This is a genomic window from Leifsonia sp. 563 (assembly GCF_040545055.1).
Lineage (GTDB): Bacteria > Actinomycetota > Actinomycetes > Actinomycetales > Microbacteriaceae > Leifsonia.
In genome coordinates this window covers 890286-910381 of record NZ_JBEPLE010000001.1, presented here as the reverse complement: position 1 = coordinate 910381, position 20096 = coordinate 890286, and the positions used below count along the sequence as shown (strand labels likewise).

Annotated in this window: 22 protein-coding genes and 1 tRNA gene; 14 read left to right on the top strand and 9 right to left on the bottom strand. The window is 70.4% G+C overall.

What is annotated here, in order from left to right:
• Window positions 1–59 precede the first annotated feature (59 nt).
• Window positions 60–986 (top strand): alpha/beta hydrolase, encoded by a 927-nt coding sequence (locus ABIC47_RS04455; protein WP_354477585.1) that lies wholly within the window; start codon window positions 60–62, stop codon window positions 984–986.
• A gap of 5 nt (window positions 987–991) precedes the next feature.
• Here the strand turns inward: ABIC47_RS04455 and ABIC47_RS04450 are convergent.
• Together ABIC47_RS04450 and ABIC47_RS04445 are read right to left on the bottom strand one after the other, a co-directional pair.
• Window positions 992–1065 (bottom strand) — tRNA-Gly (locus tag ABIC47_RS04450).
• Between the two features lie 103 nt (window positions 1066–1168).
• On the bottom strand, window positions 1169–1927 hold the full coding sequence (locus tag ABIC47_RS04445) for a methyltransferase domain-containing protein (protein WP_354477582.1): 759 nt from the start codon (window positions 1925–1927) through the stop codon (window positions 1169–1171).
• 329 nt (window positions 1928–2256) lie between these two features.
• Here ABIC47_RS04445 and ABIC47_RS04440 point away from each other — a divergent pair, with 329 nt between their 5' ends.
• Window positions 2257–5328: a CLIPPER-2 domain-containing protein gene (locus ABIC47_RS04440; RefSeq protein ID WP_354477579.1), complete on the top strand. Its 3072-nt coding sequence runs from the start codon at window positions 2257–2259 to the stop codon at window positions 5326–5328.
• Window positions 5329–5553: 225 nt separating this feature from the next.
• A complete protein-coding gene (locus tag ABIC47_RS04435; protein WP_354477576.1) occupies window positions 5554–7302 on the top strand; it encodes a beta-propeller fold lactonase family protein in 1749 nt (582 codons plus the stop codon).
• Between the two features lie 15 nt (window positions 7303–7317).
• Here the strand turns inward: ABIC47_RS04435 and ABIC47_RS04430 are convergent, their stop codons facing one another.
• Genes ABIC47_RS04430 through ABIC47_RS04420 form a run of 3 tightly spaced genes read right to left on the bottom strand, consistent with a single transcriptional unit; the run spans window position 7318 to window position 8571 of the window.
• A complete protein-coding gene (locus ABIC47_RS04430; protein WP_018192467.1) occupies window positions 7318–7845 on the bottom strand; it encodes a DUF1269 domain-containing protein in 528 nt (175 codons plus the stop codon).
• 43 nt (window positions 7846–7888) lie between these two features.
• Window positions 7889–8155, bottom strand: coding sequence for a hypothetical protein (locus tag ABIC47_RS04425; RefSeq protein WP_354477572.1), 267 nt, complete (start codon window positions 8153–8155; stop codon window positions 7889–7891).
• A gap of 17 nt (window positions 8156–8172) precedes the next feature.
• Window positions 8173–8571 (bottom strand): DUF7144 family membrane protein, encoded by a 399-nt coding sequence (locus ABIC47_RS04420; protein WP_018192465.1) that lies wholly within the window; start codon window positions 8569–8571, stop codon window positions 8173–8175.
• Window positions 8572–8711: 140 nt separating this feature from the next.
• On the opposite strand from ABIC47_RS04420, the gene ABIC47_RS04415 reads away from it, so the two are divergent.
• The 4 genes from ABIC47_RS04415 (at window position 8712) to ABIC47_RS04400 (ending at window position 10954) form a co-directional block, all read left to right on the top strand.
• A complete protein-coding gene (locus tag ABIC47_RS04415) occupies window positions 8712–8978 on the top strand; it encodes a hypothetical protein (protein ID WP_018192464.1) in 267 nt (88 codons plus the stop codon).
• Window positions 8979–9043: 65 nt separating this feature from the next.
• Window positions 9044–9646 carry a dCTP deaminase gene (gene dcd / locus ABIC47_RS04410; RefSeq protein WP_018192463.1) on the top strand — a complete coding sequence of 201 codons (603 nt, stop codon included), beginning with the start codon at window positions 9044–9046 and terminating at the stop codon, window positions 9644–9646.
• A gap of 26 nt (window positions 9647–9672) precedes the next feature.
• A complete protein-coding gene (locus ABIC47_RS04405; protein ID WP_354477568.1) occupies window positions 9673–10200 on the top strand; it encodes a hypothetical protein in 528 nt (175 codons plus the stop codon).
• 10 nt (window positions 10201–10210) lie between these two features.
• On the top strand, window positions 10211–10954 hold the full coding sequence (locus tag ABIC47_RS04400; protein ID WP_354477565.1) for a glycoside hydrolase family 16 protein: 744 nt from the start codon (window positions 10211–10213) through the stop codon (window positions 10952–10954).
• An 85-nt stretch (window positions 10955–11039) separates the two neighbouring features.
• On the opposite strand, the gene idi is transcribed toward ABIC47_RS04400, so the two are convergent.
• Together idi and ABIC47_RS04390 are read right to left on the bottom strand one after the other, a co-directional pair.
• The gene (idi, locus tag ABIC47_RS04395; RefSeq protein WP_018192460.1) at window positions 11040–11591 is read right to left on the bottom strand and encodes an isopentenyl-diphosphate Delta-isomerase; all 552 of its coding nucleotides are present in this window, start codon (window positions 11589–11591) and stop codon (window positions 11040–11042) included.
• Complete coding sequence (locus ABIC47_RS04390) at window positions 11588–12526, bottom strand: winged helix DNA-binding protein (RefSeq protein WP_354477562.1); 939 nt, start codon at window positions 12524–12526, stop codon at window positions 11588–11590. The genes idi and ABIC47_RS04390 overlap by 4 nt, the downstream gene beginning before the upstream one ends.
• Window positions 12527–12581: 55 nt before the next feature.
• Between ABIC47_RS04390 and ABIC47_RS04385 the strand changes: the two genes are divergently transcribed.
• From ABIC47_RS04385 to ABIC47_RS04375, 3 genes are all read left to right on the top strand, one after another.
• Window positions 12582–13283 carry a MarR family winged helix-turn-helix transcriptional regulator gene (locus ABIC47_RS04385; RefSeq protein WP_231918767.1) on the top strand — a complete coding sequence of 234 codons (702 nt, stop codon included), beginning with the start codon at window positions 12582–12584 and terminating at the stop codon, window positions 13281–13283.
• 150 nt (window positions 13284–13433) lie between these two features.
• Window positions 13434–14159: an alpha/beta fold hydrolase gene (locus tag ABIC47_RS04380; RefSeq protein ID WP_020076530.1), complete on the top strand. Its 726-nt coding sequence runs from the start codon at window positions 13434–13436 to the stop codon at window positions 14157–14159.
• Complete coding sequence (locus ABIC47_RS04375; protein WP_354477558.1) at window positions 14159–14518, top strand: cupin domain-containing protein; 360 nt, start codon at window positions 14159–14161, stop codon at window positions 14516–14518. Before ABIC47_RS04380 ends, ABIC47_RS04375 begins: the two co-directional genes overlap by 1 nt.
• Before the next feature lie 15 nt (window positions 14519–14533).
• On the opposite strand, the gene ABIC47_RS04370 is transcribed toward ABIC47_RS04375, so the two are convergent.
• A complete protein-coding gene (locus tag ABIC47_RS04370) occupies window positions 14534–15964 on the bottom strand; it encodes an MFS transporter (RefSeq protein WP_089878412.1) in 1431 nt (476 codons plus the stop codon).
• A 146-nt stretch (window positions 15965–16110) separates the two neighbouring features.
• On the opposite strand from ABIC47_RS04370, the gene ABIC47_RS04365 reads away from it, so the two are divergent.
• On the top strand, window positions 16111–17088 hold the full coding sequence (locus tag ABIC47_RS04365; protein ID WP_354477555.1) for a hypothetical protein: 978 nt from the start codon (window positions 16111–16113) through the stop codon (window positions 17086–17088).
• Window positions 17089–17092: 4 nt separating this feature from the next.
• On the opposite strand, the gene ABIC47_RS04360 is transcribed toward ABIC47_RS04365, so the two are convergent.
• Window positions 17093–17824, bottom strand: a complete 732-nt coding sequence (locus tag ABIC47_RS04360) for a GTP pyrophosphokinase (protein ID WP_018192455.1) — start codon at window positions 17822–17824, stop codon at window positions 17093–17095.
• 80 nt (window positions 17825–17904) lie between these two features.
• Here ABIC47_RS04360 and ABIC47_RS04355 point away from each other — a divergent pair, with 80 nt between their 5' ends.
• Genes ABIC47_RS04355 through ABIC47_RS04345 form a run of 3 tightly spaced genes read left to right on the top strand, consistent with a single transcriptional unit; the run spans window position 17905 to window position 19976 of the window.
• Entirely contained in the window at window positions 17905–18534 is a 630-nt protein-coding gene (locus tag ABIC47_RS04355) for a pyridoxal 5'-phosphate synthase (protein ID WP_354477552.1), read from the top strand.
• Window positions 18535–18551: 17 nt separating this feature from the next.
• Window positions 18552–19079: a P-loop nucleotide/nucleoside kinase family protein gene (locus tag ABIC47_RS04350; protein ID WP_354477549.1), complete on the top strand. Its 528-nt coding sequence runs from the start codon at window positions 18552–18554 to the stop codon at window positions 19077–19079.
• A 51-nt stretch (window positions 19080–19130) separates the two neighbouring features.
• Window positions 19131–19976 (top strand): siderophore-interacting protein, encoded by an 846-nt coding sequence (locus ABIC47_RS04345; RefSeq protein WP_354477546.1) that lies wholly within the window; start codon window positions 19131–19133, stop codon window positions 19974–19976.
• The last annotated feature ends 120 nt before the right edge of the window (window positions 19977–20096 follow it).

Below are 20096 nucleotides of genomic sequence, written 5' to 3'. Positions count from 1 at the left end.
ACAGCATGGGATCCGTCGCGGCAGCCGCCGCACGGAACCCCATCGAGAACGGACCCACCATGACCACACGAACCGACGTCACCTTCGAGAGCGCAGGCATCCCCCTCGCCGCTCACCTCTATGTTCCGGACGGAGCCGTCGCCGGTTCGCCGGCTCTCGTCGTCGGGCATCCCGGTTCCGGGGTGAAGGAGCAGGCCTCGGGCCTGTACGCATCGCGGCTGGCGGACGCCGGCTTCGTGACCATCGCCTACGACGCCGCCTACCAGGGGGCGAGCGGCGGAACCCCGCGCGGTCTGGAGGATCCCGGCCAGCGCATCGAGGACATGAAGGCGGCGGTGTCCTACCTGACGACCCTCGACCTCGTCGATCCCCGGCGCATCGGTCTCCTCGGCATCTGCGCTTCAGGCGGATACTCGCTCGCGGCGACCGCCAGCGACCACCGCATCCGGGCGCTCGCCACTGTCTCGCCCGCCGACGTCGCCCGTCAGTTCCGGTACGGCGCCGACGGCGCCCAGGATCCGGCGGTGTTCCAGGGCATGCTGGATGCAGCGGCCGCCGCACGCACGGCGCAGGCCGCGGGCGAGGATGTCGCCGGCATCCCGCTGTTCCCGGAGACGATCGAGCAGGCGCGCGCCGCCGGCGGTGAACATGGCGCCGAGGGCTTCGACTACTACTGCACTCCGCGGGCCGCACACGACCGCGCCGCCCGGACGTTCGACTGGTCGAGCGTCGACAAGCTCGCCACCTTCGACGCGTTCACCCAGGTGCCGCTGATCGGCGACCGCCCCCTCCTCATGGTCATGGGCTCGCGGGCGGTCACCGCCTGGATGGGGATCGACGCCTTCCAGCGCGCGGTCGGCCCGAAGGAGCTCGTCTGGGTGGACGGCGCGAGCCACGTCGACCTGTACGACCGCGACCCGTACGTCGCGACCGCCGTGGAGCGCCTGGCCGAGTTCTACGGTTGGACACTGGCGACGGAGGCCTGAGGAACTGGAGCGAGTGACGGGAATCGAACCCGCGCTATCAGCTTGGGAAGCTGAGGTTCTACCATTGAACTACACTCGCGCGGCCCGCGAATCCCAGTAAATCACTGGGATGTGAGGCTGCCGCCCAGACTACCCGGTCGACGGTTTTTGGCCAAACCCGGCCAAGCCCCGGCCGCGTCTCCTCACCCCTTGCGCGCCTCGATGAGGTGCCGGCTCGAGTACGTGACGAACACGCCGTCGCGCCGGATCACCTCATCGAGCTCGCGCAGTCGGTCCCGGTACGCGTCGACGGTGAAGCCGGGCACCCACCAGATGACCTTGCGCAGCAGGTAGACGACCGCGGCGATGTCGAAGATCTCTATCCGCGTGCGCGCCGTCTGCAGGTCGACGATCTCGAGGCCGGCACGTCGCGCGGCCGCCGTCTCGTCGTCCGGATGGCGCCCGCGGCGCGCGTCGGGCAATGGGCCGAGGAAGAACTCGATGAGTTCGAAGGCGCTGGCCGGCCCGACGTGCTGCGCGAAGTAGGTGCCGCACGGCGCCAGCACTCGGGCGATCTCCTCCCACCAGATCGTCGCGGGGTGGCGGCTGGTGACCAGATCGAACGCGCCGTCGGCGAAGGGAAGCGGCGGCTCATCGGGGTCGTGCACGACGACGACGCCAAGGGGATGCAGGAGGCGCGTCGCCTTGGCGACGTTGGGTGGCCACGACTCGGTGGCGACGGCCGTCGGGGGGAATGAACCAGCCTGCGCCAGCACCTCGCCACCCCCGGTCTGGATGTCGAGCGATGCCCGCGCGTGCGGCATCCGTCCGGCAAGCCGACGCGCATAGCCCCACGGTGGACGCTCCTCGGTCGCACGCCCGTCGAGCCACGAGAAGTCCCATCCCGTGACATCGGCGCTCTCGCCGAGGGCGATCAGCTCCTCGAAGGTGGATCCGGCCATGTCACGATCATGCCAGGCGCCGGATTCGCGGCCCAGCGGCCAGGCCGCCCCCACAGATGCCCGAGGCAAGGGTGATTACGGGGTGAAAAACGGCCAACCGTCCCCTCTGCTCCGCCAGGCTGTGCAATTGCCGGGGGCGTTTCGACACCCGGCAGACACACGTTCATCGAGTGCCCCTCCGACCGGGAGCACTCGAAGTGAGCAGCTAGGGGATGGGCTTGAGACTGCAACCGTTCAATCGACGTCGGCGTGCACGCACGGATCGCCGTGCCGGTACCGCAATCGGGGGACTGCGGTCCCGGAGGATCCGATCCGTCGCCGCCCTGGTCGTGTCGGGGCTCACGCTGGCGATCGCCGCGGGCGGGATGCTGATCGCGGCGCCGGCCGCATCGGCCGCTCCGGGTTCGCCGGGCACTCCCGGAGCCCCGACGACGCTCTGGAGTGAGGGTTTCAGCAACTCTCCCGTCGGGCAGCCGTCGCGTCTCAACAACTACGTCGGGACGGGCGGGATGCGGTACACCGCCTCCCCGTACTGGCTGTCCCAGGCGGCCTGCAACGGCACGATCACCGCATTCAGCGACGCCAATGACCCGGTCTGCGGCGCGACCGCCGCCCCGCAGGCGCAGGCCCAGATCCGACAGCTGTCCTACGCCCTCGGTCAGCTGGCCGGCGCGGCGAACCCGGCGGCGAACAAGGCCGTGTCGACCTTCACCGGCACGTTCCTGACGCCCGAGGACACCTCGCACCCGAACGAGATCGAGCTCGCGACCACCGGCCAGATCGCTCTCCCTTCGGCCAGCGGCCGCTTCCTGACGTTCTCCGTCGACGCCGCCGCGCAGTGCAGCACAAGCCCGCCGCTGCTGCGCTTCTACTACCGCACCGATGCGGGGGCCGAGGTTCCGGTCAGCCAGAGCGCGATCAACCCCTGCACCGCTCCCGGCGGCCAGAACTTCACGACGCCCGCCAGCACAGACGCCTCGGGTGCCGCAGTCGGCAGCGGCGTCTACCGTGCCGGGTCCTTCACGGCCAACGGCTCGTACCTGGCCACCGGCCAGGGCATCGGGATCGTCATGCGGAACGAGCAGACCGTTCCGGGCAGCCGCGGCAACGACGGCGGTTTCGACAACATCCGGATCCTGGATGTGACCCCGCAGCTCGACAAGTCGTTCAGCCCGGCGATTGCGGCGACCGGCGGTGTCTCGACCCTGACGTTCACCGTCACGAACACGAGCGACCTTGCGGCCAAGAACGGCTGGTCGTTCACCGACGCGCTGCCCAGCGGGCTCACCGTCGCCTCCCCGTCCAGCGCGGCCACCACCTGTCCGAGCGGCAGCGTGACGGCAGCTCCCGGGAGCGGGACGGTCGGCGTCACCGGCAACCTGGCGGCGGGCATGGCGTCGTGCACGGTCACGGTCAACGTGACGTCCGCATCCATCGGCTCTTTCACCAACGGCCCCGATAACGTGACGACCACCGGACTCGACAAGCCGGGCAACGCGACCGTCACCTTCGAGGCGCCTGCGCTGTCGCTGGTGAAGCACGCGGCGACGCCGGTGGATGTGAACGGCAACGGCATCACGGACACCGGTGACACCATCCAGTACACCTTCACCGTCACCAACACCGGCGACGTGCCGGTCAGCGGCATCGTCGTGAACGACTCGAAGGTTCCGGCCATCGACTGCCCGTCGACCACCCTCGCTCCGGGTGCGTCGCAGCTGTGCACCGCCGCGGACCCGTACACCGTCACGGCGGCGGACGCGCAGGCGGGATCGGTCGACAACACTGCGACCGTCACGGGGACCTCGCCCGCGGGTGAGACGGTGACGTCCAGCCCGTCGTCGACCTCCACCCCGGCCGAGGTCGCGGCGCCGGCTCTGTCGCTCGTCAAGTCGGCCGACCCGTCCGATGCCGGCTCCTACCAGCCGGGTCAGGTCATTGCCTACAACTTCGTGGTGACGAACACCGGCAACATCACGATGAACGGCATCGCGATCGACGAGACGGCCTTCTCGGGCACGGGATCTCTTCCGGCAGCGACCTGCCCGGTGGCGACGCTCGCACCGGGAGAACAGGAGGTCTGCACGACCAGCTACACGCTGACCCAGGCGGACGTCGACGCGGGCTCCCTGCAGAACACCGCCACGGCCACGGGAACCCCGCAGGGGTCCACCGTCGAGGTGCCCTCGGAGCCGTCCACGGTGACCATTCCGCAGGTGCCGGCTCCCGGGCTCAGCATCGTCAAGTCGGCAACCCCCGGCACCGTCACCGCCGCGGGCCAGCAGATCACCTACTCGTTCGTCGTGAAGAACACCGGCAACGTCACTCTGCACGGCGTCGTGGTCGACGACTCGGACTTCTCCGGAACGGGGACCCTCGGGGCGATCGATTGCCCCACGACCACCCTGGTGGCCGGCCAGGTCGAGACCTGCACCGCGGACTACACGGTCACCCAGGCCGACGTCGACACCGGCACGCTGACCAACAGCGCGACGGTGACGGGCACTCCGCCCACCGGCGACCCGGTGCCGCCGGTGCCGTCGAACCCGGTGGACATCACCATCCCCCGTGCGCCCACCCTCTCCATCGTGAAGACGGCGAACGTGCAGGCCGCGGCGGTCGGTCAGACCATCACGTACACGTTCGTGGTGAAGAACACCGGCAACGTGACCATCACGGACCCGCAGGTGTCGGAGGGCTCCTTCTCCGGTACGGGGACGCTCTCAGCGATCGACTGCCCGCAGGGATCGGCCAGTCTCGCCCCCGGTGACACCTTCACCTGCACGGCGGACTACACGCTGACCCAGGCGGATGTGGATGCCGGCAAGCTGACCAACACCGCCACCGCGATCGGCACCCCGCCTCCTGGCACGGACCTGCCGCCGGTGCCGCCGTCGACCTCGACCGTGACGACCGATCCGCACCCGGCTCTCGCCCTCGTGAAGACGGCCGACACGAACAAGGCCACTGCGGTCGGTCAGATCGTGACCTACACCTTCACGGTGACCAACGTCGGGAACATCACCATCACGCAGCCCAGCGTGAAGGAGGGTGCCTTCACCGGTCACGGGACGCTGTCGAAGGTCACGTGCCCGAGCGGCGCGACGCTCCGGCCCGGTGACTCGCTCACCTGCACGGCGACGTACACGGTGGTGGCCGCCGACCTCACCGGCGGCACACTGAGCAACACCGCCACCGCGACGGGCACGCTGCCCAACGGCGACCCGCTGAGCTCGGACCCGTCGACCGCGACGGTGCAGGAAGTGGCCGTCGTGGCGGCCGGACTGGCGTCGACCGGCAGCAGCATCGCCGGGTGGGCCGGGGGAATCGCCCTGATGCTCATCGTGGGCGGGGCCGCGTTCCTTCTGATCCGCCGCCTGAACGGGTCGAAAGCCGCCTAGCGGCAGGGTGAGGCCGGCTCCCCCGGCCGGCCTCACCTGCCCGAGCCCCCCACCCGGCGGCCCGGGGGTGAAGCCGGGGTGAAAACTCTGCGACGCCGTTGCGCTCCGTTCGGGGCATCCGGGAGACTCGCCGAGGACCGGCACGTCGATTCGCATCCGCAGAGACGTCGCGGCTCCGTGGCGGAGGGGAAGAGCGTGCGCTCTCGCAAGATGGATGGTCGGGCTGTGTCTGCGCGCTGGGGCGCCGCTGTCGCACTGGTCGTCGGCGCCGTGACGTTGAGCGTCGGCGTGCCGATCGCAGCAGCGGCGGACTCGGTGGTGAGCACGATCCCGGTCGCCTCCACGACGGCGTCGGCGACGCCCACCGTGGTGGTGTCGCCCGACGGCTCGCGGCTGTACGTGTCCGACACGAACGCCGGGACGGTGTTCGTCGTCGACACCGCCACCCTGACGGTGCTCGGGACGATTCCGGTCGCGGGTCCCATCGGGCTCGCGATCTCGCCGGATGGATCACGCCTGTACGTCGTGTCGACGAACCCCGCGAACGTCCTGGTCGTCATCGATACGGCGACGCGAGCGGCCGTCGCGTCCGTCCCGGTCGGGTCGTCGCCTGCGGGAATCGCGATCTCGCCGGACGGCTCCCGCGTGTATGTCAGCAACTCCAGCGGAAACGGGTCGACCGCTGTGTCGGTCGTCGACACCGCCACCAACACGCTCGTCACCAGCATCGTGGATGCGCCGGGGCCGCGGTCGATGATCGTGTCGCCCGACGGGAGCCGGCTCTACGTCTCGCACACCGCTCCTTCGTCTCACGACATCTCCATCGTCAGCACGGCGACGAACACGGTGACCGGAACCGTCGCGATCGGCGCGTTCGCGGACGCCGCGACCGGCTTCGCGATCTCGGCCGACGGCAGCACCCTCTACGTGGCGAGCGCCAACGTGGGCCTCGTGCGAGTGGTCGACACCGCCACGGGGACCGTCACGGCCGCCATCCCCGCCGGTCCCGGCGCGTACGATGTCGCCCTCACTCCCGACGGCACACGGCTCTACGTGACCGACTCGACCGCGAACGCGGTCTCGGTGATCGACACGGCGACGAACGCGGTCGTCTCCACGATCGCGGTCGGCGTGACGCCGCGCAGCCTCACCATCTCACCGGACGGCGCCTTCGCCTACGTCGCGAACACCACCTCGGACACCGTCTCCGTGATCGGGATCGACACGTTCCCCGCGATCACTACGACGACCATCCCGGGCGGCACGATCGGTTCCTCTTACTCGACCGCCATCGCGACGACCGGATCCCCGGCGCCGACGCTCTCCGTGAGCGTGGGAGCACTGCCTCCCGGACTCTCGCTGGCCGGCGGCATCCTCAGCGGCACGCCGACAGCCGTCGGCTCGTACACGTTCACGCTCGCCGCGAGCAGCACCGTCAGCGGCATCCCGGCGACGGCCACGCAGTCGTACACGCTCGTCGTCGCCGCCCTTCCAGCCAGCGCTCCGCTGAACCTGACCGCGACAGCCGCCGGCGTGACCGCCGAGCTCAGCTGGACCGCACCCACCTCCGACGGCGGGGACGCGGTCAGCGGATACCGCATCGAACGCAGCACGGACGGCGCCGCGTTCACCACGCTCGTCGGCGACACCCAGTCCACCGCTGTCACTTTCACGGATACCGGCGTCACCGCCGGCCACACCTACCGCTATCGTGTGTTCGCGCTCAACAGCGCCGGGGCGAGCGCGCCGTCCAACGTCGCTGCGGTCGCGTTCCCTGCCGTCGCCACGCCGGCCGGCAGCACCCCGCCGACGTCGACCGACGGCTCCGCCGCAACGGATGCGCAGAGCACGCTGGCCGACACGGGCAGTGACGTCACCGCCGGTAACGTCACCGGCCCGCTGTCCCTTGCGTTCGGTCTGATCGCGGCGGGCGTGTTCGCCGGCGTCGTACGTCGCCGCAGCCGGAAGGCCTGACCCCGCGGCCGACCGTCAGTCCGCCGCGTCCTGCACCTCGTTCTCCAGCTTCTCCTCGTCGACGGCGATCTCCCTCTTGGTGATCCCGGTCGCGTTGGTCAGCAGCCGTTCGATCTCGCCCGCCTCGCTCGGGTCGACGACGACCACGATCCCGGAACTCCCCGCGTGCAGGGTCTCGCTGATCGCCTTGAGGTCTTGCGCGGACGACTTCTTGGAGATGTGGCCGGCGAGCGCGCCGATGCCCGCACCCGAGCCGCCGCCCACGAGGAGCGCGCCGCCGAGCGCGACGGCTGGGAACAGCGCGACCACCAGGCCGCCGGCGAGCCCGATGGCCAGGCCCTTCCGGCCACCGTGGTGCTTGCCGCCGTCGTCCCGCTTCGGGATGGAGACCTTGCCCTCCTTGTCGCGTACCACCACCGCCGCGTCGAAGGAGGCATGGTGACCGCGCTCCTTGTAGTGGGCGTGGAGGCGGTCGAAGTCCGCCACCGCCTCGTCCTCGCTCGCGTACTGGGCGGCGATCGCCACATACGGTTGATCGGTCATTGTTCCTTCACCTTTCTTGACGTACTCAGTCGTCTTGACGTGCTCAGTCGTCCGGGGTCTCGACCTGCTCGAGCAGCGCGCCGTCCGGCACCGTGCCCGGGATGGTCTTCTCGTAGAGGAATGCGGCCGCCTCCGGCCACGCGCTCGCCTCCGCGAGCCGGTAGACGGCGACCGCCTGGGCGCCCGCGTAGGTCGTCGCGGCCCGGATCAGCGCGGGCGGAGCGGCACTCACCACGGGGAGCTGAGCGCTGAAATCGTCCTCATCCTCATCCGGGTGCAGGAAGAGGGCTCGGTACGTCTCAGCGCTCACGCGACACCTCCGGGCGGCTAACGGCGCAGTTCTCGGCCGTGCACCGTGACCGCGTAGATCACGAGCACGTCCAGGGCGATCGCGATGATCGACCACCACGGCTGCGCCGGCAGCGACATCACATGAGACACGGCGCTGATCGCGGCGATGATCACGACGACGACGCGCGCCCACGTGGCCCCCTGGAGCAGGAAGAGGCCGGCGAGCAGCATCAGCACGCCGACGATCAGCGACCACCACCCCCACGCCGCCACGTTGAACGAAGCCACGCCGCCCCCGGACCCGACGAAGTAGGCCGTGTTGGGGCCGATGATCGCCATGATCCCGTAGAACAGGTCGATCGCCGCCCCGATGAAGAGCATGACCGCCGCGAAATAAGCCCAGCCGATCCAGCCGGTGGTTCTGACGTCCGACATCTCGCACCTCCCAGTGATCCTGTTGGGCGAATGGTGCGCCTCCGACAGCGCTTCTGGCTATGCACCACTTGTCCCGGCCCCGAAGGGTCGGCGGCAGGTGCTGTCTAGCCGCGGCGCGTCAGGAGGTTCACACTTCGGCCATGAGTGAAGCCGACATCACGGCACCCACCACGCTCGGTCCCGGTTATGTTCCGGGTGGGATGCCGTTGAAGATCCATCTGGGCGAACCGGAGTACGCCGCCCTGGTCCGCATCGCCCAGCACCGGCACACGACCGCCGCGAAGATGGTCGAGGAGCTCGTGCTCCACGCCCTCGCGCGTGCCGACGTCCCTCCGCCGGTGCAGGGCCCCATCAAGCGCCCGCACACCACCTACGACGACGCGACCCAGGGGTTCCGCCGAGACTGAGCGCACACGAAGGGACAGCCGAGAACGACGGGTGCGCGACCACGCCCACCCGATAGGCTGGCCACGTGCTTCTCTCCGATCGCGACATCAAGGCCGAGCTGGGTGCCGGGCGGATCTCTCTGGAGCCGTTCGAGGCGGAGATGGTCCAACCGTCCAGCATCGACGTGCGGCTCGACCGGTTCTTCCGGCTGTTCGACAACCACAAGTACCCCTTCATCGACCCTGCGGAAGACCAGCCTGAGCTGACCCGTTTCGTCGAGGTGGATGCGGATCAGCCGTTCATCCTGCACCCCGGCGAGTTCGTGCTCGGGTCGACGTTCGAGCTGGTGAGCCTGCCCGACGACGTCGCGGCGCGCCTGGAGGGCAAGAGCTCGCTCGGCCGGCTGGGACTGCTGACCCACTCCACCGCCGGATTCATCGACCCGGGATTCTCGGGTCACGTGACGCTGGAGCTGAGCAATGTCGCTACGCTTCCGATCAAGCTGTGGCCGGGCATGAAGATCGGCCAGATGTGCTTCTTCCGGCTGTCGTCCGCCGCCGAGCGGCCGTACGGATCGGCGGAGTACTCGTCCCGCTACCAGGGGCAGCGCGGGCCGACGGCGTCCCGGTCGTACCTCAACTTCCACCGCACCGACGTCTCCACCACCGAGGCAGGACGTCCCGCCTGACCCGCACGCCGACCGAGAGGGGCACCATGAGCGAGACCACCGACGCGGCCTTCGCACGGGCCCTGATCAGTTCGGGTCCGATGCCGGAGAACCCGCAGCGGATGCACCTGTTCGGCCGGCTGGTCGGCAGCTGGACCGCCGATGTCCGGCTGCTCGACGAGCAGACCGGCGTGTGGAGCGAGTCCACCAACGAGTGGATCTTCGCCTACACGCTCGGGGGCCGGGCGGTGCAGGACGTCCTCGTCATCCGCGACGAGACCGACCCGGACGGCACCCGCGGCCGCGGCTCGACGGTCCGTGTGTACGACACGGCCCTCGGTGCCTGGCGGGTCAGCTGGTTCGGGGCGGCGGCCGGCGACTTCTGCACCCTGGTCGCGACGCCCTACCGCCGTGACGGCATCCGGCAGGACGGCACACAGACCGATGGCCGCCCCATCCGCTGGAACTTCTCCAACATCACCGACGACTCGTTCGAGTGGGACGGCTGGGTCTCCGACGACGAGGGCCGCACCTGGTGGCTCGAGCAGCACATCGACGCCACCCGCACGGGATGAGGCCGGCGCGGTGTTCGACGACTTCGACGCGCCGCAGCTCGACCGCTCGGTCTGGCTTCCGCACTACCTGCCCGCGTGGAGCTCGCTCGCCGAGACGCGTGCGAGCTACCTGATCCACGACTCCCGCCTGGAGCTGAGCATCCCGCCGGATCAGGGCCTGTGGTGCCCGGACGAGCACCAGCCCCCGCTGCGGGTCTCCGGGATGCAGACCGGCAACTTCTCCGGACCGGTCGGTTCGACCGTCGGGCAGCAGCCGTTCCGCGACGGACTGCGCGTTCGGGAGGCGCAGGAGGAGTTCCGCGGCTGCCTGGTCGACCGCGGCACGGTCGGCATGCGCGCCTCCCTCTACCTCAGCCCGCGGTCGATGGCCTCGCTCTGGCTGGTCGGCTTCGAGGACGAGCCCGAGCGCAGCGGGGAGCTGTGCGTGATGGAGGTGTTCGGCCGCGACGTCGAGGAGGACGAAGCGCTGGTCGGGATGGGTTTCCACGCGTTCCGCGACCCGCGCCTCGCCGAGGACTTCGAGCGCATCCGGCTGCCGATCGACGTGACCGAGCCGCACGCCTACGAAGCGCACTGGGACGGCGACGAGGCGACGTTCCGGGTGGACGGCCGGGTGGTGCGGATACTGGATGCGCCCCCGCAGTACCCGCTGCAGCTCATGCTCGCCGTGTTCGACTTCCCGGAGTGGCCGGATGACCGTGCGGGCGGAGTGTTCGTTCCCACGCTCTCGGTCGACCGGGTCTGGGCGAACTGATTCGTGCCATCAGGGATGCCTGCGCGGGCATACGCCGCGCTAGTTATCCACAGTCAATTTCACAGGTGGAAAATATGAGCAGGACTCACAGCTGGCCCGAAGCTTCGAGGCTCTGGTCGGCGTACAGCGCGGGCAACTGGAGGGTCAGCCAGGGGCTGAACGCCCACGGCGTCTCGCCGACGGCCGAGAGCAGAGAGCGCGGGTCGGCCCACGCCCACTCGGCGACCTCGCTCGCGGCGGGCGACAGCTCGCCGACGACCGTGGCGGTGTAGACCGGGCACACTTCGTACTCGACGATTCCCGCCGCATCCACCGCGCGGTAGCGGAAGTCCGGGAGCGCGATCGTCAGGTTGTCGATGCGGGCGCCGAGCTCGTGCTCTGCGCGCCGGACGACCGCATCCTCGATCGCCTCACCCGGGCCGGGGTGCCCGCAGAACGAGTTGGTCCAGACCCCGGGCCACGTCTTCTTCGTCAGAGCGCGGCGGGTGACCAGGATGCGACCCTCCCCGTCGAAGAGGTGGCATGAGAAGGCGAGGTGCAGCGGAGTGGATTCCGTGTGCACCGTCGCCTTGTCCGCCGTGCCGATGGGCGTGCCGTCCTCGGCGAGCAGCACGACCTCTTCGCGGGGTGGCGTCATGCGTCCATACTAGGCGCGCCATCCTGCGACCCGGCCGGGCGACCCGGCTGCCAGCCGAGGTTGCGCGCCATGGTCTCCAGCGTGCTCATCGTGGTGGCGTAGTCCTGCTCCGAGATGCCGTTCGCGAGCTCGGTGCGCACAGCCTGGACGCGGGTGAAGGCCTCGTCGTGAGCGGCGCGTCCCTCGTCGGTCAGCGTCGCGCGGTCGCCGTCGAACCAGACCCAGCCGCGCTCGACGAACTCGGCGAGGACGCGGTGGATGCGGTGGGCGCCCCGACGTTCGCCGCGGCGATCGCGGTCGAACGGGTGGTGGCGGTGGCCCCACGGTCCGCCGAAGTCGCGCGCGGGACCCGGGAACGGGTATCCGCCGGGGAAGGGGCCGCCGACGTGCGGCGGGTAGGCGGCGAAGGGGTGGCCGGCGCGCACGGTGCCGAAGGCGAACCCGCGGTCGAAGCCGCGCTCGTACCCGCGCTCGAAGGCGTTCGGGTGGTCGTGGCCGTGGTGGTGGTCGTGGTGCCCGCGCTGGTCACCGCGGGGGTCGTCGCCGTTGTGATCATGTGCGCCGTCGTGCTCGGGGGAGGGACCGGCCGGTCGCTCGTCCCGCGGCTCCTGGCCGCGCCATCCCGGGCGGAACCCATGGCCGTGGCCGTAGCCGCGCCCGAATTCACGGCCGCCGGACTTCTCCGGCCGGTCGCCTCGGTCGCCTCGGTTGCCATGGTCGCCTCGGCCCCCGTGCGGCATCCGGGCGGCGAGCTCGTCGGGAGTCGCGGGTCCGTCGGCGAGGGTGTGCAGGATGCGCCAGCTTCCGCGGCGCAGTCCCTGGTCGGCCAGCGCGTCGCGCATGCGGTCGTGCAGCCGGCCTTCGATCACGCCGAACCAGTATCCGGGCGGCGTCTGTGCGGGTGGTGTCTGTGCGGAGTCGTCGATGTTCGTCATCGTGGACTCTCCTTTCGATGTATGTACTGTTACAAGTAAATGTATAGTTACATGCATGAGCGATGGACGTCAAGAGGATCCGCCGATTCCGCCAGAGGCGGACATCGTCGCCATGGTCGAGAACGCACTGCTCGCGGTGCGCCGCGACCAGTCGCGGAGGCGCCCGCCGTGGGCCGACGGAATGCCCCACGGCCATGGGCACCACGGGGGTCGTGGCGGCCACTGGGGCAGCGGTCCCTTCGGTGCAGGACCGTTCGGGGCCGGTCCCTTCGCCCCCGGGTCGGGCGGGTCCGGGGCCGCGCCGGGCGGTCCCGGTGCACCGGCCGGCGCGCCCTTCGGCGACTCCGCGCGCCCCGGTCCCGGACGCCGGGGCCGCGACGGCTCCCTCGGCCGCATCGCCCGGGTGCGGATGCTCGAGGCGCTGGAGGGGGCAGAGGCCGACGGTCGCAGCCTGTCGGTGAGCGGCGTGGCCGAGGCCATCGGCGTCGACCAGCCACGCGCGAGCCGCCTGGTGCAGGAGGGAGTGGAGCGGGGACTCGTGCGTCGGGTGCCGGACCCGTCAGACGCGCGGCGTGCGCTCATCCAGCTCACCACCTCCGGTAAGGCTCAGCTGACCGAGCTGCGGTCGCACCGCCGCTCCGCGGTCGAGGCGGCGCTGTCGGCCTTCACGCCGGAGGAGGCACGCACCTTCGCCGAGCTCTTCGACCGCTTCGTGCGGGCGTGGCCGCGCCCCGGCGAGAGGGACGCTGAGAGCTGACCGCATCCTCTTGCCGCCGCCCCGGCCGCTCCCTATCCTGGGGCCCTCCCGGCTCGCGGGCGACGGCGCACCCGGTCGCATGAACCGCCTCACCTCGCTTCGCTGACGATGGTCGTCGAGCGGCCGGCGAGTTCAGAGACGAGACCCGCGATGACCGATAACGCCGCTTCCTCTCCCACCGTCGTGCTCGTGCACGGCGCCTTCGCCGACGCCGGCAGCTGGGCGGGGGTGGTCGAACTGCTGCTCGCCGAGGGCGTGAAGGTGCAGGCGCCCGCGAACCCGCTGCGCGGCCTGGCCGCCGACGCCGCCTACGTCCGCAGCGTGATCGAGCAGATCGAGGGTCCGGTGCTGGCCGTCGGCCACTCCTACGGCGGCGCCGTGATCACGAACGCCACGACCGGTCTCGCCAACGTGCGCGGCCTCGTCTACGTCGCCGCGTTCGCGCCGGACGAGGGGGAGGCGCTCGGGGATGTGGAGGCCGGCTCGACGGACAGCGTGCTGAACGCGGCGCTCAAGCCGGCGACGTATCCGACCGACGGCGAGCCCGCTCCAGAGCTCTACGTCGACCCGGCGCGGTTCCATGAGGCGTTCGCCAGCGACCTGCCGCCGGACCAGTCGGCCGTGCTCGGGGCGTCGCAGCGGCCCGTCGCCGCGGCCGCTTTCGCCGAGAAGACGGGGTCGCCCGCGTGGAAGACCCTCCCGTCGTGGGCCGTCGTCGCCGCGGGCGACAAGGCGGCCGGCGCCGATGTGATCCGCTCGATGGCCGAGCGGGCGGGCGCCGATGCGATCGAGCTGGAGGGCTCGCACGTGATCATGATCTCGCAGCCGCGGGCCGTGACCGACCACATCCTCCGCGCGCTCAAAGCGGTCTCCTGATGTCGGATGCGCTGGCGGGCAAGCTACGGCGGACGGAGGTGCAGCATCAGCCGTCGTCGATCCCTGGGCGCGAGATCGTCCAGGTGCTGACCGAGATCCCGGTGGGAGTGGAGTCGGGCTGGCACATCCATCCCGGTGAGGAGGTCGGCTACATCCTCGCCGGATCGGTCGAGATGCGCATCCACGACCGGCCGACGCTGCACCTGAACGCGGGCGACGGGTTCCTCATCCCGCCCGGCACGCCGCACAACGCGCTGGATGTGGGGCCGGGCACCGGCGAGATGCTCTCGACGTACATCGTGGAGGTGGGGGAGGCGCTCGCCGTCTTCGTCGACGAGGGCGACCCCGTCGTGGACTGAGCCGAGCCCCGCCCGTCAGGCGGCGGACCGGCGCGGCGCCCGCACCGGCAGGAGCAGCGCGAGGCCCGCCGCCAGCACGAGCACGATCGCGAGGATGCCCCAGTACTGTGCCCCGCCGACCGCCACGAACACCGCGAACAGCGTAGGCGCCAGGAATGACACCGCGCGACCGGTCGTCGCGTAGAGCCCGAACACCTCGCCCTCGCGCCCGGCCGGCGTCACCCGCGCGAGGAACGTGCGGCTGGCCGATTGCGCCGGCCCGACGAAGAGGCAGAGCACGAGGCCGCCCACCCAGAATGCGGCTGCGCCGAGGTCGTGCGTGAAGAACACCGCCAGGCCGGCGACGATCAGTCCGATGAGCGACGTCACGATCACCGACTTGGGGCCGAACCGGTCGTCCAGCCGGCCGGACAGCAGCGTGCTGACGCCGGCGACGACGTTGGCCGCGATGGCGAAGATGATGACCTGTCCGCTGGTGAACCCGAAGGTGCCCTGCGCAAGGATGCCGCCGAACGTGAACACGCCGACCAGTCCATCCCGGAACAGGGCGGACGCGATCAGGAAGAGGACGGTGTTCCGGCTCTCCTTCCAGAGCTTGCCGATGTCGCGCACGAGCACCGCGTACGACCGGAAGAAGCCCACGCGTGGGGTGCGCGCGTTCGGCGGGATCTCGGGCACGACGAACAGCACGGGGAGCGAGAAGATCAGCGTCCACGCCGCCGCGATCAGCGCGATGATGCGGATGTTGAGGCCGTCCTCGGTCGGAACATGCAGCAGACCGCCCGAGCCCGTCACCATCCCGAAGTACACGATGAGGAGCAGGACGATGCCGCCCAGATACCCGGCGCCCCAGCCGAACCCGCTCACGCGCCCGACCGTCTTCGGCGTCGACACCTGCACCAGCATCGCGTTGTAGTTGACGGTCGCGATCTCGTAGAACACCGTCCCGATCGCCACAAGCGCGACGCCGAGCAGGAAGTACGACGGCTCGCCGACCACGAAGAACATGGATGCGGTGACCAGCACCACGACGCCGGTGTTGACCCCGAGCCACAGCTTGCGGCGTCCCGATCCGTCCGTGCGCTGGCCGAGCACGGGAGCGAGCAGGGCCACGACCGCGCCGGCGATGCCGACGCCCCACGCCAGCCCGCTCGACAGCACGGCGACAGCGGCGTCGTACGCGGCATGCGCCGGTCCTGACGTACTGGCCTCGGCATCCCGAGCCGCCACGATCGACGGCGAGACGAAGAGGCTGCTGGTCAGGTAGACGGTGAACACGAAGGTCGTGATGACCGCGTTGAAGGCGGCTCCGCCCCAGTCCCAGGCCGCCCAGGCGACCACCCACCCGCGGGGGATGCGGCGGTCGGTCGCGCTGTCGGCGAAGAGCGGGCTCGCGGTCGTCACCAGGGCGTCGCCGTCGACGCCGCGGGGTTCGGCACCTGTCATAGCCACAGCGTAGGGCGTGGCGGGGAACGGCCGGTGAACGGCGCGGCTCCGCGACCGCACGGTGGCCTTTTGGGTGGCCGCACGGATTCAGCCCACCGCTGGGCCACCGGTATCGTGACGAGCACCCGACCCGTGGAGGTTCCATCGTGAGCACCGCCTCGTCCGCCCCGAACCCGTACGCCTGGGTGCGGCACCTGCTGCCCCGCGTGGTGATCGGCGCGCTGATCGCTGCCGCCCTCGTCGGCGTCTACGCCGTCATCCTCGGCCGGTTCGACGACACCTGCTGGCGGCTGATCGGCACCATCGCCCTGTTCGTCTTCTTCGCCCTGATCTCCTGGTACGACGCCGACGTCTCGGCGCGCCGGGCGCCGTGGTTCGGCGCGGTCAGCGTCGTCACGTCGGTGTACCTGTTCGGGATCGGGCTGTGGAAGGTATGGGTCCCGGACGTGCAGCCGGTCGACGGCCTGTACGGGTCCGACGGCTACGACCCGTGGTGGCAGCCGTTCTCGTGGTTCCTGCTCGTGCTGGTGACGCGGATCGGCCTGCTCCACATCCACCTGGTGCTGAACACGCAGCGCCGGTTCACCGGGCCGATCATGAGCAAGGTGACGGTCGCGACCCTCGTGCTCGTCGGGCTGCTGACCGCCGGACTGTCGCTGCCGCTGATCTGGACGCACGTCGACTTCGGCGAGACGTACTGGCGTCTGGTGGCCGTGGTGGCCATTCTGGATGCGCTCGGCACGGTGCTCATCCCGCTCACGTACTCGCTGTTCGGGCCGAAGGCGGCGCGCCCTGCGCCGGGCCCCTATGCCGGTCCGGGCGCGATGCCGTATGCACCGCCGCCGATGCAGGCTCCCGCCCAGGGCCCGACGTTCGCGCCGCCCGCGGCGCCGACCGCTGCTCCCGGCTGGACGCCGACCGCTCCTCCCACGCCCGTTGCGGCACCGGCACCGGCACCGGCACCCGCCGCCGCGCCCGCCTCCGCGGCGGCGCCCACCTCCGCCTACCCGCGCCTCGACGCCTCCGCGGGACTCCGGCTCGAATGGCCGCGCTACATCAACGGCCAGCCGCTCCCCGCGCGTCCCGATGGCTCGCCGGACTTCACCGGGGTGGTCGGCTACTGACCGCTCAGCGCGACGCGGGGAGGCTGTAGACCGTTCCCCGGTCGTCGCCGCGCACCTGCCGGTGCAGGTCCTCCATCGTGAGGTCGAGCTGGCTCGCGGTGCCTGCCGCTGCGGTCAGATCGCGCAACAGGCCGGCCGGCACCTCGCCGTCGTACTTGTAGTAGATCTTGTGCTCGAGGCTGGCCCAGAAGTCCATCGCGACCGTCCGCAGCTGGATCTCGACCGGCACCAGCACCGGCCCGTCACTGAGGAAGACGGGAACCTCGACGATCACGTGCAGGCTCTTGTACCCGTTCGACTTCGGATGCGCGATGTAGTCCTTCACGCGCAGCACCCGGACGTCGTCCTGCGCGGTCAGCAGGTCGAACACCCGGTACACGTCGGAGACGAAGCTGCACACGATCCGGATGCCCGCGATGTCGGTGATCGCCTCGCGGATCGCGTCGAAGCTCGGCTCGCAGTTCTTGCGGATCACCTTCTGCTCGATGCTCTCGGGCGACTTGAGGCGGCTCGAGAGGTGCTCGATCGGGTTGTAGTCGTGGAGCTCGGCGAACTCCTCGCGGAGGATGCTCACCTTGGTCGAGATCTCGTCGATGCCGAACTTGTACGGCATGATGAACCGCGCGAAATCGTCCCGGAACGCCTGCACCTCGCTGAGCGTCGCGGGGTCGATGTTCTGCAGCGCCTCGATGGCGCGCGTGGAGAGGAGCGGGGCTGCGGCGGGATCCGTTTCCATGATTCCGACGCTATCGACGGTGCTTGTGCGGCCGGTGTGAATCGCACCGGGCCGCGCGATGCCGGGCCTATGGTGACGCTATGGCCCACACGCTCACCGGAGACGCCGATCTGTTCCTGCCGGAGTTCGACGACCCGCCTGCCGAGCCGGGCGGACTGCTCGAGGAGTGGGTCCGCCGGGCGAAGGAGCGCGGAGTGCGCGAGGCGCTCGCGGCGACGCTCGCGACCACCGACGAGGATGGCGCGCCGGATGCGCGCACCGTCGCTCTGAGGCGGCTCACGGCCGCCGGCGTCGAGTTCGGCACGTCGTCGGACAGCCGGAAGGGACGACAGCTCGCGGACGATCCGCGCGCCGCCGTCGTGCTCTACTGGCGAGAGCTCCTGCAGCAGGTGCGGGTGACCGGCCGGGTGGAGCGGCTCGGCGACGACGAGTCCGACGACCTGTTCGCGCGCAGGACGCGTGAGGCGCAGGCCGCCACGATGGTGAGCGAGCAGGATGCGCCCCTCGACGACCTCGACCTGCTGCGCGCCGCCGCCCGCGACATCCTGGCCGCGGAGGGTCCGATCGGCCGGCCGGAGCACTGGTACGCGTACCGTGTGGTGCCGGACCTCATCGAGTTCTGGCACGGCAGCCCGGACCGCCTGCATCGTCGGCTGCGCTACCTGCGGGTCGACGGCGGCGCGTGGACGGTCTCGCGCGTCCAGCCGTAGTGGGCGGGGATGAAGCGGTGGACGGGGAGGAAACCGTGGATGCGACGGCCCGGCCGGTCCTCATCGTGTACTGCGCGCTGCCGGGCGCGGGCAAGACGACGGCGGCGCGCGAGCGGGCGCGCGAGATCGGCGCCATCGGGTTCAGCCCCATCCGTTTCAGCACCGACGAGTGGATGGCCGACCTGGGTCTCGACTACTTCGACCCGCTGCGCGACCGGGTGCAGGCGCGGCTCGACCGACTGTGGCGGGAGCTGCTCGAACACGGGCAGAGCGTGATCCTCGAGGACGGGTCGTGGACACGGGCAGAGCGCGACGAGCTCCGGCGGGTCGCGCGGCGTTCCGGTGCCTTCACCGAGCTGCACGTCTTCGACATCCCCGTCGAGGAGCTGTGGCGACGACTCGAAGGGCGCAACGAGCGTCCGGGCCGTGGAGAGGTTCCGATCACGCGAGAGCTGCTCGACGAGTCACTCCAGAGGTTCGAGGCTCCCGATGCCGCGGAACTCGCGCTGTTCGACCGTTGGATCGTGCACACCAGTGGATCGTGATCATCGCGCCAGGTAAGGTAAGCCTTACCTAATCTGGCGACGGGAGCTCCGATGGCACGAACCAACATGCAGGCGACGCGCGTGAAGCCGGAGCGCTCCGAGTTGCTCGTCCTGCACGTTCTGCGCCGCGAACGGATCTCGTCCGGGTTCGTCCGCGTGACGCTCGGCGGCGGAGACATCGAGCGGTTCGTGCCGCTGGGATACGACCAGTGGTTCCGGCTGTTCATCCCGGTGGGTGACGACTCGACCCTCGACCGGCTGCCCACGAAGCTCGACACCCTGGCCTACGCACGCTACCTCGCCATCTCGAAGGCCGTGCGCCCGGTGCTGCGCAACTACACCGTCCGGGCCTTCCGGCCGGACGGTCCCGAAGGGCCGGAGCTCGACGTGGACTTCGTCCTGCACCGGGCGGCCGACGGTTCCAGCGGTCCGGCCGCATTCTGGGCGGAGGGATGCGCGCGCGGCGATGCGGTCGCCATCATCGACGAGGGCCGCACCTTCGCTCCGGCCGCGGAGATCGCGCACCTGCGGATCGTCGCCGACGAGACCGGACTTCCCGCTGTGGCCGGAATCCTGGCCTCTCTTGCCGAGCGCTCCAGCGCCTCGCCCGGCGTCGAGGGCACCGCCGTCATCGAGGTGCCGAACCCGGACGACGTGCAGGAACTCATCGCGCCCGCCGGGATGGATGTGCGCTGGGCTGTCCGGGGCGAGCGCGGTGGCGTGCCGGGCGCGCTCGCCGCCGATGCCGCGCGGTCGCTCGCCATCCCCGCGGTGCGCTCGTACGGCTGGGCTGTAGGCGAGTCGGAGCTGGCGGTCGGGATGCGCAGGCATTGGCTCTCCACCGGCTCGGCGAAGGCCGACATCGTGTTCTGCGGATACTGGAAATCGCGGCACTGACGGGGAATACCCATCCCCTCTCCAAAGTTGAGTCTGGTGTACTCAAGTTTTGGGCTTGACGTCTTGACACCATCCCTCGTGGATGACAGTCTTGAGCCGTCGAGGCTCAAGTCTTGACCA

Excerpts from the sequence above, each read along its gene's own strand:
- ABIC47_RS04455 (WP_354477585.1), top strand. The coding sequence starts at position 60 with ATGACCACACGAACCGACGTCACCTTCGAGAGCGCAGGCATCCCCCTC.
- ABIC47_RS04445 (WP_354477582.1), bottom strand. The coding sequence starts at position 1,927 with ATGGCCGGATCCACCTTCGAGGAGCTGATCGCCCTCGGCGAGAGCGCC.
- ABIC47_RS04430 (WP_018192467.1), bottom strand. The coding sequence starts at position 7,845 with ATGACCGATCAACCGTATGTGGCGATCGCCGCCCAGTACGCGAGCGAG.
- ABIC47_RS04420 (WP_018192465.1), bottom strand. The coding sequence starts at position 8,571 with ATGTCGGACGTCAGAACCACCGGCTGGATCGGCTGGGCTTATTTCGCG.
- ABIC47_RS04415 (WP_018192464.1), top strand. The coding sequence starts at position 8,712 with ATGAGTGAAGCCGACATCACGGCACCCACCACGCTCGGTCCCGGTTAT.
- ABIC47_RS04405 (WP_354477568.1), top strand. The coding sequence starts at position 9,673 with ATGAGCGAGACCACCGACGCGGCCTTCGCACGGGCCCTGATCAGTTCG.
- idi (WP_018192460.1), bottom strand. The coding sequence starts at position 11,591 with ATGACGCCACCCCGCGAAGAGGTCGTGCTGCTCGCCGAGGACGGCACG.
- ABIC47_RS04390 (WP_354477562.1), bottom strand. The coding sequence starts at position 12,526 with ATGACGAACATCGACGACTCCGCACAGACACCACCCGCACAGACGCCG.
- ABIC47_RS04385 (WP_231918767.1), top strand. The coding sequence starts at position 12,582 with ATGAGCGATGGACGTCAAGAGGATCCGCCGATTCCGCCAGAGGCGGAC.
- ABIC47_RS04380 (WP_020076530.1), top strand. The coding sequence starts at position 13,434 with ATGACCGATAACGCCGCTTCCTCTCCCACCGTCGTGCTCGTGCACGGC.
- ABIC47_RS04375 (WP_354477558.1), top strand. The coding sequence starts at position 14,159 with ATGTCGGATGCGCTGGCGGGCAAGCTACGGCGGACGGAGGTGCAGCAT.
- ABIC47_RS04370 (WP_089878412.1), bottom strand. The coding sequence starts at position 15,964 with ATGACAGGTGCCGAACCCCGCGGCGTCGACGGCGACGCCCTGGTGACG.
- ABIC47_RS04360 (WP_018192455.1), bottom strand. The coding sequence starts at position 17,824 with ATGGAAACGGATCCCGCCGCAGCCCCGCTCCTCTCCACGCGCGCCATC.
- ABIC47_RS04355 (WP_354477552.1), top strand. The coding sequence starts at position 17,905 with ATGGCCCACACGCTCACCGGAGACGCCGATCTGTTCCTGCCGGAGTTC.
- ABIC47_RS04345 (WP_354477546.1), top strand. The coding sequence starts at position 19,131 with ATGGCACGAACCAACATGCAGGCGACGCGCGTGAAGCCGGAGCGCTCC.